Below are 11,952 nucleotides of genomic sequence, written 5' to 3'. Positions count from 1 at the left end.
CCGCCGGACGCAGCCTCGCAGGCTCGGCAGCTGCTACAGGACGCGTATTACTTCACTCAATCCCCACCTGATTTCGCCCATTGTTCTTCGCCAGATACAGCCCTTTATCCGCCGCCGAGATCAATTGCCGGCAATCGCTGCCCTGCTGCGGGACCATGGTGGACAGGCCGATGCTGATGGTCAGGCATGAGCCTTCGGTCGGTGAAATGTGCGGAATTTTCAGCGCGGCCACGGTTTGACGCAGTTTCTCCGCCACCAGCCGCGCACCGCCCGGCGTGGTATTGGGCAGCACCAACGCAAACTCTTCGCCACCGTAACGGGCTGGCAGGTCGGACGGGCGAGCGCTGGCCTCGCGAATCGCCGTCGCCACCTTGCGCAAGGCTTCGTCGCCCTCCAGATGGCCGAAGCTGTCGTTGTAGGACTTGAAGTAATCCACATCGATCATCAGCAGCGACAATTGGCTCTGGTCACGCAGCGAACGGCGCCACTCCAGTTCCAGGTACTCATCGAAATGCCGGCGGTTCGACAGCCCGGTCAGGCCATCGGAGTTCATCAGGCGTTGCAACACCAGGTTGGTGTCGAGCAGTTGCTGCTGGCTGACCCGCAACGCCCGGTACGCCGCATCGCGCTGCAACAGCGTCATGTAGGAGCGCGAGTGATAGCGGATGCGCGCCACCAACTCGATGTTGTCCGGCAGCTTCACCAGATAATCGTTGGCCCCGGCCGCAAACGCCGCGCTCTTGATCAGCGGGTCTTCCTTGGTCGACAGGACAATGATCGGAATGTCCTTGGTCGCCGGATGATTGCGGTACTCGCGCACCAGGCTCAGGCCGTCCAGACCGGGCATCACCAAATCCTGCAGGATCACCGTCGGCTTGATGCGGATCGCCTGGGCAATGGCCTGGTGCGGGTCGGCGCAGAAGTGGAAGTCGATATTGTCTTCGTTCGACAACCCGCGACGCACCGCTTCGCCGATCATCGCCTGATCGTCCACCAACAACACCATGGCGGCGTTTTCGTCGGTTTTGTAGTCGTCGAGCTGTAATTCATTCATGTGCGGTCACCTGAATACTGCCTTTGCCAGGATTACTGCTAATGGTGGTCATTTCGGAAAGATCTCCAGCAATCGTGGTGCGATCTTGTTCAGTGGGCGGACTTCCACAGCTGCGTCGATGGCGGCGGCCGCCTTGGGCATTCCAAACACCGCACTGCTGCTCTGGTCCTGAGCGATGGTCAGGTAACCCTGTTGGCGCATGAGTTTAAGCCCCTGCGCGCCATCGCGCCCCATGCCGGTCAACAAAACCCCCACGGCGTCACCGTTCCAGTAATTGGCAACGCTTTCGAAAAACACATCAATTGAAGGACGGTAGATTTCGTTGACCGGTTCAGCGGTGTAGGCCAGCGTGCCGTTTTTCAGCAAGCGAATATGGTGGTTGGTACCGGCCAGCAACACCGTGCCAGCCTGGGGTGCCTCACCTTCTACTGCCAGGCGCACGTTCAAGCCACTGGCGCTGCCGAGCCATTCGGCCATGCCGGAAGCGAAGACCTGATCCACATGCTGGACCAGCACGATCGCTGCCGAAAAATCTCGCGGCAAACCCTTGAGCAGAATTTCCAGCGCTGCCGGCCCGCCGGCGGATGAGCCGATGGCGATCAGGCGCTGGCGCGAGGCGGAACTGCGATGCGGGCTCGGTGCCTTCGGGACTTGAGCGTTGCGGCCACCAATCAGCCAGCCGATGTTCATGATCTTGCGCAACAATGGGGCCGCCGCCTCTTGGGCATTGCCGGCACCGAGGGCCGGGGTGTCGACCACGTCCAGCGCGCCGTGGCCCATGGCCTCGAACACCCGATGCACGTTCTGCTGGCGGTCAACGGTGACGATGACAATGGCGCACGGTGTTTCTGTCATGATCCGCCGGGTCGCTTCCACCCCGTCCATGACGGGCATGATCAGGTCCATCAAAATCAGATCCGGCGTATTTTCGGCGCAAAGCTGCACCGCCTCCGCTCCATTGCCAGCCACCCAAATCACCTGGTGCGCCGGCTCAAACGCCAAGGCCCGGCGCAAAGCCTCTACCGCCATGGGCATATCGTTGACGATTGCGATTTTCATGCCTTTGCTCCTCCGATGAGCTCAACCACTGCATCAAGCAGGGCATCGTCATGAAAACTGGCCTTGGCTAGATAATAGTCGGCCCCGGCGTCCAGTCCACGACGACGGTCTTCCTCGCGATCCTTGTACGACACCACCATCACCGGCAGCGATTGCAGGCGATTGTCCCGGCGCAGCAGCGACACCAGTTCGATGCCATCCATGCGCGGCATATCAATGTCGGTGATCAGCAGATCGAAATCCTCCGAGCGCAGGGCGTTCCAGCCATCCATACCGTCAACCGCCACGGCCACATCGTAGCCGCGATTGAGCAGCAGCTTGCGTTGCAACTCGCGAACCGTCAGTGAGTCATCAACCACCAGAATCCGTTTACGCGCCGCCTCGACCGCTTGATTGCTGTGGCGGGCAATGCGCTCCAGGCGCCCGGTATTGAGCAGTTTGTCCACCGAACGCAGCATGTCTTCGACGTCGACGATCAGCACCACCGAACCATCGTCGAGCAAGGCCCCGGCGGAGATGTCCTGCACCTTGCCCAGACGTTCGTCCAGCGGCAATACGACCAATGTCCGCTCGCCGATAAAACGCTCGACCGCCACGCCGTAAATCGCATCGCGCTCGCGGATGACCACGACTTTGAGCGTCTGCTGACTGTTCTGGCTGACCGGGCGCTGCAACAGCTGACTGGCCGCCACCAGGCCGACATGCCGACCTTCATGCCAGAAATGCTGACGCCCTTCGACCTGCACGATGTCCGCCGACTCCAGGTCGCACATGCGTTCGATATGAGCCAGCGGAAACGCATAAGCCTCGTCACCGACTTCCACCACCAGGCTACGGACCACCGACAGCGTCAGCGGCACTTCGAGGTGGAAGCGGCTGCCTGCGCCCGCCGTTTGCTCCAGCACCACCGCTCCGCGCAATTGGCGGACCATGTGTTGAACCGCATCCAGCCCGACACCACGTCCGGAGACTTCGGTGACCTTGTCGCGCAGGCTGAACCCCGGCAGGAACAAAAACGTCAGCAGCTCTTCTTCGCTCAATTGCGCGGCGGTTTCGGCTGGGGATAACTGCCGCTCGACGACGGTGCGGCGGACCTTTTCCAGGTCGACGCCGTTGCCGTCATCGCTCAACTCCAGCACCAGCAGACCGGCCTGATGGGAGGCACGCAGACGAATCACCCCCTCCGCCGGTTTGCCGGCCAGCAACCTTTGTTCCGGGGATTCGATGCCGTGATCCACGGCGTTGCGCAACAAGTGCGTCAGTGGCGCTTCGAGTTTTTCCAGGACGTCGCGGTCGACCTGGGTTTTCTCGCCCTCGATCTCCAGCCGCACCTGTTTACCCAGGTCCCGGCCCAGATCGCGGACCATGCGCACCTGCCCGCTCAACACGTCGGCAAACGGGCGCATGCGACAAGCCAGCGCGGTGTCGTACAGCACCTGCGCCCGCTGACTGGCCTGCCAGGCAAACTCATCCAGCTCGGCGTTTTTTTCGATCAACAGTTGCTGGGATTCCGCCAGCAACCGCCGCGCATCCTCGAGCGCCTCCTGAGCTTCAAGGCTCAAGGCGTGCTCCTTGAGATGCACGTTGAGGTTTTCCAGTGCCCGCAGACCGTTGTTTTGTATGCGTTTGAGGCGCTGCATGGTTGCCAGGTGCGGCTTGAGCCGCTGGGTTTCCACCAGGGATTTACTCGACAGGTCGAGCAGGCTGTTCGAGCGCTCGGCCGTGACGCGCAGCACGCGCTCACCGTTTTCGGTGGTGCGTTTAGCCTTGCGTGGGGTTTCAACCGGGGCGGCTGGCGGCTCAATGACAGGAGCCGGCAACTCAATGGGCGGCGGTTCAGGCTGACGCTCGACTCTGAGCGGCTCGGCGGGCGCCAGTGGGTCGAGCACATGGGCCATCAACGCCACATAGGCCTCGATATCCGCTGGTGTCAGGTTGTTGTTCGGCGTGGCGATGCGCATCAGCAGATCGGTGCCTTGCAACAACGCATCGATGTGCTCGGGCCGCAAGTACAACTGCCCTTCCTGAGCGCTGACCAGGCAGTCTTCCATCACATGCGCAACACTGACCCCGGCATCGACACCGACGATCCGTGCCGCGCCCTTAGCGAGTGCGCCGCGCGCATGCACGATTCGAGCTGATCGGCCTGAGTCGGGTTGCGCTCCAACGCCAACAGCCCGGCGTTCAGGACCTGGGTCTGGGCCTCGGCTTCCAGGCTGAACAGTTCGAGCAACGAAGCGTCGCGCATTTGCTCGGGGGTCATGTGAGGCTCCGGGTCACGGCGGACAGCAACTGTTCTTCATCCAGCCAGCGCAAACTGCGACCTTTGAACGGCAACACGCCTCGGGTGTATTTGCCGCTGGCCTGAGTGCCCGATTGCGATGCGGCATCCAGAATTCGTTCGTCGATGGCATGAATCCCGTCAACCTCGTCCACCGGCACCACCACCGGCCCACCGTGGGCGGCGATGATCAGCATGCGCGGCATGACCCGCGCACCGGTGGCCACGTTGTTGGTGGCGTCGAGCCCGAGCAATTCCACCAACGACAGGCAGGCGACCAACGCTCCGCGCACATTTGCCACACCGAGCAACGCCCGGGAGCGCTGGTGCGGCAACGAATGAATGGCTTGCAGGGGCGCCACTTCCACCAGGCTGCGAGTGGCCAGGCCCAGCCATTCCTCGCCGAGTCGGAACATCAGCAGCGAACGGGTTTTCACCTCGGTTTCAACCGCTGCCGAATGTTGCACGCGGTCGTCCTGCTGCAAGGCGTAGCGGTCGAGCAAACGCGTAGCGGCGGCCGAGTACACCGCGCAATTGCGGCAGTGAATGTGCTCGGTCAGCAGCGGGCAGGACTTGTCACCGTGAATACCGATGCGGTTCCAGCAATCGTCGATGGCCTGGGCGTCTTCATGGGTAACGTTCAAGGTGTCGGAGGCGCTCATCGTTTACGCTCACTGTCGGCGCGCTCGCTGCGGGCGGCGCGGTCCTGCAATCGTCTGGCACCCGCCGCATCACCCTGGGATTGCAGCAAGGCCGCCAGGTGCATCAACGCGTCGGGATGTTGCGGTTCAAGGTACAACGCCTTGCGATAAAAACCTTGGGCTTCGAAGGTGTTTCCACTGACATCGCTGAGCAGCCCCAGCCAGTAAAACACTTGGGCGACCGGCTCGTGGCTGCGCAAATACCCTTCGCACGCGGCGCGGGCTTCGACACTTTTGCCTTCGTTGGCCAGCACCGCGATGTTCGCCAGCAACGCAATCGCGTCCGATGCTTTCGCCGCGATTGGCGACGTGAGGGGGGGTGAACGGGCGGTTACGCACGGTTGGCGGTGTCACGCTGCGCACGGGTTGGCGTACCGGCAGCGGCGCCGGCACGAACACGGGAAACGGCTCAGGCTGTGGCGCACTCTGGCGGCTGAACGCAAACGACTGCGCAATGCCAATCGAGCGCATGCCAAAACGCCCCAACAAACCACCTTCGGCCGGGCCGATAAACAGCACGCCGTCGACATGCGTCAGGTGCTTGAGTACTTCAAAAACCTGCTGCTGGGTTGGCTGATCGAAATAGATCAGCAAGTTGCGGCAGAACACAAAATCATAGGGTTGCGCGTTAGCGAGCAAGGCCGGATCAAGCAGGTTGCCGACCTGCAAACGCACCTGCTCAAGCACGCGCTCGCTGAGGCGATAACTGTCGTCTTCGGCACTGAAATGGCGGTCGCGAAACGCGATATCGTGACCGCGAAACGAGTTTTTCCCGTAGACCGCACGCCTGGCCTTTTCCACCGACAGTGGGCTGACGTCCATGCCTTCTACCTTGAACTGATGCGGTTCAAGCCCGGCATCAAGCAGGGTCATGGCGATGGAATACGGCTCCTCACCCGTGGAACACGGCAGGCTGAGAATTCGCAGCGCACGCATGTTGTTGATTTCGGCCAGCCGTTTTACCGCCAGTTTCGCCAGGGTCGCGAAGGATTCCGGATAACGGAAAAACCAGGTCTCCGGCACGATCACCGCTTCGATCAATGCCTGCTGCTCATCCTGCGAGCCTTGCAGTGTGTGCCAATACTCATCGGCCGTCAGCGCATTGGACGCCGTGCTGCGCTGGCGCACCGCGCGCTCGATGATCGCCGGGCCCACCGACGTCACGTCGAGGCCGATACGTTCCTTGAGGAAATCGAAAAAACGCTGATCGCTGCTCATGACCGCTCCTCAAGCGATGCCAGGTCCAGCGGTGGCGAAGGAAACAGCAGCGCGCGAACCTGATCATCGAGCAAATCGACGACCCGTACCCATTGCAGCAGTCCCTGCGCATCCTCCCGAACCGGCCCCAGGTACGGCGCCTGGCGGTTGTCCAAACCATAGGGTTTGAAGTCCGCAGCGTCACAACGCAAGGTATCGGTGGCCTGCTCAAGGATCAGACCCAGCAACATCGAGGGTGTCGTGTCATCCGGCCGATAGTGCACCAGCACCAGCCGCGTACTGGTACGGGCCTGCGCCGGTTGACCGAACGTCAGCGCACAAAGGTCGATCACCGGTACGACGGCGCCGCGATAAGCAAAGACCCCGGCGACCCAATCAGGCGCCCGTGGAATCGGCTTCAAAGGCAGGCGTGGCAACACTTCCGCCACTTCGATGGCCTGCAAGGCAAAACGCTCGCTGGCGATGCGAAACACCAGGAACAACGATTGCTTCGCCGGCACCACGGCGCCGCGTTTGCCCGCGAGTTCGCTCATCAGACTTTGAATCGCGAAACGCCGCTGCGCAGCCCGACGGCCACCTGGCTCAGTTCGTCGATGGCGAAACTGGCCTGGCGCAACGACTCGACGGTCTGGCTGCTGGCATCACCCAACTGCACCAGCGCATGGTTGATCTGTTCGGCGCCGGTGGCCTGCGCCTGCATGCCTTCATTGACCATCAACACCCGCGGCGCCAGCGCCTGCACCTGATGGATGATCTGCGACAACTGCTCGCCGACCTGCTGCACTTCGGACATGCCCCGGCGCACTTCCTCCGAGAACTTGTCCATGCCCATGACACCCGCCGACACCGCCGACTGGATCTCACGCACCATCTGTTCGATGTCGTAGGTGGCGACGGCCGTCTGATCCGCCAGGCGCCGCACTTCGGTGGCGACCACGGCGAACCCGCGACCGTATTCACCGGCCTTCTCGGCTTCGATTGCAGCGTTGAGCGACAGCAAGTTGGTCTGGTCGGCGACTTTGACGATGGTCACCACCACCTGGTTGATGTTGCCGGCCTTCTCATTGAGGATCGCCAGTTTGGCGTTGACCAGATCGGCCGCGCCCATCACCGAGTGCATGGTGTCTTCCATGCGCGCCAGGCCTTGCTGCCCGGAACCGGCCAGCACCGAAGCCTGATCGGCAGCAGTGGAGACTTCAGTCATGGTGCGCACCAGGTCCCGGGACGTCGCGGCGATTTCTCGGGAGGTCGCGCCGATTTCCGTGGTGGTGGCGGCGGTTTCCGTGGCGGTGGCTTGCTGCTGCTTGGACGTGGCGGCGATCTCGGTCACCGACGTGGTCACTTGCACCGACGAACGCTGGGCCTGAGACACCAGCGACGTCAGCTCGGTCATCATGTCGTTGAAGCCGGTTTCCACGGCGCCGAATTCGTCTTTGCGCTCCAGGTTCAAACGGCCACTAAGGTCGCCGGTGCGCATAATTTCGAGGATGTCCACGATCCGGTTCATTGGCGCCATGATCGCGCGCATCAGCAGCAAACCGCACAGGCCGGCGGCCAGCACCGCAATCAGCAGGGAAATGCCCATGATGACCTTCGCGGTGACCACGGCGTCATCGATGTTCGCCATGTCCTGGTCGGCCACTGCTTTGTTTTCGCGGATGATGTCGTTGAGTTTCATCCGGCCCGCCGTCCACGCCGGGGTCAGCTGTTCATTGAACAGTTTGATGGCGTCGGCTTCCTGATTGTTCTTATGCAGGTCGAGGACTTTCGCCAGGATCTTCTGGTACTCCTCATGCAGCTTTTCGAACGCGGCGATTTCGACCTTGTCTTCCTCCGTGGTCACCGTGCGTCGATAGTTATTCATCTGCTCCAGCAGTCGCGCCTCGAACACCTTGAAATCGGCGGCGTCTTCGACACTGACGCCCTGCCCTTCCTTGAGGCCGAGCATCTCCTGGGTCTGGATAAAACTGTCGACCCAGGCACTGCGAATCATCGAGCTGAAATACACCCCCGGCAGCGCATCATCGCGAACGCTTTCTTCACTGGCTTCGATCTTCAACAGCCGTGAATACGAGACGACGACCATCAACAGCATGATGGCGATGATTACCGCAAAGCTCGCCAAGATGCGTTGGCGCAACGTCCAGTTTTTCACAGTCAGTCCTCGGGGCGGTTCAAATGCTGGGGAGTATAGCCGAGGGCGTTGTTTCATTTATAAGACGGTGTGCGGCGGTTCTCAATCCAGGACTTACAGGGAAACCTGTCGCACCTGCTTCTCCAGCTCTGCCTTCAACCCCGGCTCCAGCTTCAACTGCCGCGCCAGCTCATCGAGGTAGGACTTCTCCATGAAGTTCTGCTCATCCACCAGCATCACGCTGGCGATGTACATCTCGGCGGCCATTTCCGGCGTGCTGGCAGCCCGGGCAACGTCCGTCGGGTCCAGCGGTTTGTTGAGTTCGGCATGCAGCCAGTGCTGCAACGCCTGATCGTTGTCGAGCTTGCTGAACTCACTTTCAATCAGCGCACGCTCGCGTTCATCAATGTGGCCGTCCGCTTTCGCTGCAGCCACCAACGCCTTGAGAATCGCCTGGCTGTGCAATTCGACTTGCGCCGGGGGCAAGCGATCGAGGGTTTGCGGTTCAGTGTTCGGCGCCGTGCCTTGCTGGGCCTGCCAGTTGCCAAAGGCCTTGTAGGCAATCACGCCCAACGCGGCGAGGCCGCCGTAGACGGCGACTTTGCCGCCGACGCTACGAGCCTTTTTGCTGCCGAGCAACAACCCCATGGCGCCCGCAGCTATCGCACCGCCGCTCGCGCCCGAGAGCAAACCGCCGAGGCCACCGCTGGACGCCTTGTTCTGATTGCCGCCGGCCTTGTTCTGCAGCAGGTCCTGACCGGACTTGAGCAGTTGATCGAGCAATCCACGGGTATTCATTTTGCTGCCTCCAGGAAAGGGGTTAACCGGACACTTAAGGCCCCGAGCCTAATTCGAAAGTGCCCCGCGTCTGCTGGCGAGAGTGCTTCTGAATGTTGCCAGGATAAAACGAGCCATCGATTAAAAAGATATACACTCGAGCAAATCTATAAAAACCGCCCACCGGGTACTGTCCCATGATGACCCTGCGTCAGATTCGTCACTTCATCGCCGTGGCCGAGACCGGCTCGATCTCCGCCGCCGCACAAACCGCGTTCATTTCCCAATCGACATTGACCCTGGCGATCCAGCAACTGGAAGAGGAGATAGGCGTAGGCCTGTTTAACCGGCATGCCAAGGGGATGAGCCTGACTCATCAGGGCCATCAATTCCTGCGTCAGGCGCACTTGATCCTGGCCACGGTGGACAACGCCAAGCGCAGCCTGCAACAGAGCACCGATCAGGTGGCCGGGCAGTTGATCGTCGGGGTGACCAGCCTGGTGGCCGGCTATTACCTGGCGGACTTGCTGACAAGATTCCAACGCGCCTACCCCAACGTCGAAATCCGCGTAATGGAAGACGAACGCCCCTACATCGAGCATTTGCTGGTCAGTGGCGAGATCGACGTCGGCGTGTTGATCCTCTCCAACCTCGAAGACCGCCACGCCCTGCAAACCGAAGTCCTGACCCATTCGCCCCATCGCTTGTGGCTGCCGGCGCAGCATCCGCTACTGGAACACGACAGCATCAACCTCGCCGATGTGGCGCGAGAGCCGCTGATTCAACTGAACGTCGATGAAATGGACCGTAATGCCCAGCGCATGTGGTCCGCCGCGTCGCTGCAACCACGCATCACCCTGAGAACCGCGTCGACGGAAGCCGTGCGAAGCCTGGTGGCGGCCGGTTTGGGCGTATCGATCCAGCCCGACATGACCTATCGCCCGTGGTCGCTGGAGGGCGACATCATCGAAGCGCGCCCGATTGCCGACCTGAGTCAGACCCTCGACGTCGGCCTGGCCTGGCGTCGCGGCACGGCGCGGCCAGCGCTGGTGGACCCGTTCCTGACGGTTGCGCGCGAGCAGCCCCACGGCGGGCGCAAGCCATCTATTTAATCGAACGCCACCTTCAGTATTTAGTATTTGTCGACCTCGGGTCCGCGCACTAGTCTTGTTGCATCTATATAAGACGGCCGGCCCCAGTCACAGGGAGCAGCATGGCCACACAAGAAAAGAGAACCCGAAAGATGGCTGGCGCGCAGACCCCGTTGTTCACCGCGTTGTTGATCGATGGCGAATTGGTCGCGGGTCAGGGTTTTGTCGAACCCATCCTCAACCCCGCCACCGTGGAAGTGCTGACGCACATCGCCGAAGCCAGCACCGAGCAAGTGGAAGCCGCGATTCTCGCCGCCCATCACGCGTTTGCCAGTTGGTCGCGGACCACGCCACAGCAACGTTCGAACCTGTTGCTGGACATCGCCAACGCGATCGAAAAACAAGCCGACCTCCTCGCCCGTCTCGAATCCCTGAACTGCGGCAAGCCATTGCACCTGGCCCGTCAGGATGACTTGAGCGCGACGGTCGATGTGTTCCGTTTCTTTGCCGGCGCCGTGCGCTGCCAGACCGGCCAGCTCAGCGGTGAATATCTGCCGGGGTATACCAGCATGGTGCGCCGCGATCCTATAGGGGTCGTCGCCTCTATCGCGCCGTGGAATTACCCGATCATGATGGCCGCGTGGAAAATCGCCCCGGCCCTCGCCGCCGGCAACACGCTGGTGTTCAAGCCGTCCGAACACACGCCGTTGTCCATCCTCGCCCTGGCCCCAGCCCTGGCCGAGATCCTGCCGCGTGGTGTGATCAATATTGTCTGCGGCGGCGGTGAAGGGGTCGGCAGCCACTTGGTCAGCCACCCGAAAATTCGCATGGTGTCGTTGACCGGCGATATCGTCACCGGGCAAAAAATCCTGCAAGCCGCGGCGAAAACCTTGAAGCGCACGCACCTCGAACTCGGCGGCAAAGCGCCGGTGATCGTCTGTAACGATGCGGACATTCAAGCGGTGGTCGAGGGTGTGCGCACTTACGGTTATTACAACGCCGGTCAGGATTGCACCGCCGCGTGCCGGATTTACGCACAGGCGGGGATTCATGATCGTTTGGTGGCTGAGCTCGGCGCGGCGGTCAGCAGCCTGCGTTTCGCCGGCAAGCGCGATGCCGATAACGAAATCGGCCCGCTGATCAGCACCCGCCAGCGCGACCGCGTGGCCAGTTTTGTTGAACGCGCCCTCGGCCAACCGCACATCGAGCGGGTGACCGGTGCGGCGGTGCATTCCGGTGCCGGCTTCTATTACCAGCCGACGCTGCTGGCCGGCTGCAAGCAGAGCGATGAGATCGTCCAGCGCGAAGTGTTCGGGCCGGTGGTCACCGTGACCCGTTTTGACGGGCTCGAACAAGCCGTGGACTGGGCCAACGACTCCGAATACGGCCTCGCCTCCTCGGTCTGGACCCAAAACCTGGACAAGGCGATGCAGGTCGCAGCGCGCTTGCAGTACGGCTGCACCTGGATCAACAGCCATTTCATGCTGGTCAGCGAAATGCCCCATGGTGGCCTGAAGCGTTCGGGCTACGGCAAAGACCTATCCAGCGATTCGCTCCAGGACTACAGCGTGGTGCGGCACATCATGGCGCGCCACGGCCAACATCTCTGACTACGCTAATAACAAGCCGCTAACGGC

8 protein-coding genes and 2 pseudogenes are annotated in these 11,952 nt (G+C 61.5%); 2 read left to right on the top strand and 8 right to left on the bottom strand.

The genetic code is table 11. The features are described from left to right. Positions 1-52: 52 nt before the first annotated feature. From AB4N76_RS19615 to AB4N76_RS19580, 8 genes and pseudogenes are all read right to left on the bottom strand, one after another. Positions 53-1,054, bottom strand: a complete 1,002-nt coding sequence (locus AB4N76_RS19615; protein ID WP_046029115.1) for a response regulator — start codon at positions 1,052-1,054, stop codon at positions 53-55. Between the two features lie 48 nt (positions 1,055-1,102). After that, a complete protein-coding gene (cheB, locus tag AB4N76_RS19610; protein WP_460163410.1) occupies positions 1,103-2,113 on the bottom strand; it encodes a chemotaxis-specific protein-glutamate methyltransferase CheB in 1,011 nt (336 codons plus the stop codon). Continuing rightward, positions 2,110-4,376 (bottom strand): annotated as a pseudogene (locus AB4N76_RS19605) (response regulator). The gene cheB and the pseudogene AB4N76_RS19605 overlap by 4 nt, the downstream one beginning before the upstream one ends. After that, positions 4,373-5,056 (bottom strand): chemotaxis protein CheW, encoded by a 684-nt coding sequence (locus AB4N76_RS19600; protein ID WP_046029107.1) that lies wholly within the window; start codon positions 5,054-5,056, stop codon positions 4,373-4,375. The pseudogene AB4N76_RS19605 and the gene AB4N76_RS19600 overlap by 4 nt, the downstream one beginning before the upstream one ends. Next, positions 5,053-6,313, bottom strand: a pseudogene (locus AB4N76_RS19595) (CheR family methyltransferase). Before AB4N76_RS19595 ends, AB4N76_RS19600 begins: the two are co-directional and overlap by 4 nt. Beyond that, the gene (locus AB4N76_RS19590) at positions 6,310-6,846 is read right to left on the bottom strand and encodes a chemotaxis protein CheW (RefSeq protein WP_046029103.1); all 537 of its coding nucleotides are present in this window, start codon (positions 6,844-6,846) and stop codon (positions 6,310-6,312) included. The pseudogene AB4N76_RS19595 and the gene AB4N76_RS19590 overlap by 4 nt, the downstream one beginning before the upstream one ends. Further along, complete coding sequence (locus tag AB4N76_RS19585) at positions 6,846-8,468, bottom strand: methyl-accepting chemotaxis protein (RefSeq protein ID WP_077430809.1); 1,623 nt, start codon at positions 8,466-8,468, stop codon at positions 6,846-6,848. The genes AB4N76_RS19590 and AB4N76_RS19585 overlap by 1 nt, the downstream gene beginning before the upstream one ends. 93 nt (positions 8,469-8,561) lie before the next feature. Continuing rightward, complete coding sequence (locus AB4N76_RS19580; RefSeq protein ID WP_046029090.1) at positions 8,562-9,245, bottom strand: tellurite resistance TerB family protein; 684 nt, start codon at positions 9,243-9,245, stop codon at positions 8,562-8,564. Positions 9,246-9,421: 176 nt separating this feature from the next. Between AB4N76_RS19580 and AB4N76_RS19575 the strand changes: the two genes are divergently transcribed. Both AB4N76_RS19575 and AB4N76_RS19570 read left to right on the top strand, forming a co-directional pair. Beyond that, positions 9,422-10,336: a LysR family transcriptional regulator gene (locus tag AB4N76_RS19575; RefSeq protein WP_046029088.1), complete on the top strand. Its 915-nt coding sequence runs from the start codon at positions 9,422-9,424 to the stop codon at positions 10,334-10,336. Between the two features lie 101 nt (positions 10,337-10,437). Then, positions 10,438-11,925, top strand: a complete 1,488-nt coding sequence (locus AB4N76_RS19570) for a gamma-aminobutyraldehyde dehydrogenase (protein ID WP_460163409.1) — start codon at positions 10,438-10,440, stop codon at positions 11,923-11,925. The last annotated feature ends 27 nt before the right edge of the window (positions 11,926-11,952 follow it).

Source organism: Pseudomonas sp. S2_F03 (assembly GCF_054668335.1).
This window is presented reverse-complemented; position numbering and strand designations above follow the sequence as displayed.

Bases quoted from the DNA above. Each gene is read 5' to 3' on its own strand.
- AB4N76_RS19615 (WP_046029115.1), bottom strand. From the start codon at position 1,054: ATGAATGAATTACAGCTCGACGACTACAAAACCGACGAAAACGCCGCC.
- AB4N76_RS19570 (WP_460163409.1), top strand. From the start codon at position 10,438: ATGGCCACACAAGAAAAGAGAACCCGAAAGATGGCTGGCGCGCAGACC.
- AB4N76_RS19590 (WP_046029103.1), bottom strand. From the start codon at position 6,846: ATGAGCGAACTCGCGGGCAAACGCGGCGCCGTGGTGCCGGCGAAGCAA.
- AB4N76_RS19580 (WP_046029090.1), bottom strand. From the start codon at position 9,245: ATGAATACCCGTGGATTGCTCGATCAACTGCTCAAGTCCGGTCAGGAC.
- cheB (WP_460163410.1), bottom strand. From the start codon at position 2,113: ATGAAAATCGCAATCGTCAACGATATGCCCATGGCGGTAGAGGCTTTG.
- AB4N76_RS19575 (WP_046029088.1), top strand. From the start codon at position 9,422: ATGATGACCCTGCGTCAGATTCGTCACTTCATCGCCGTGGCCGAGACC.
- AB4N76_RS19600 (WP_046029107.1), bottom strand. From the start codon at position 5,056: ATGAGCGCCTCCGACACCTTGAACGTTACCCATGAAGACGCCCAGGCC.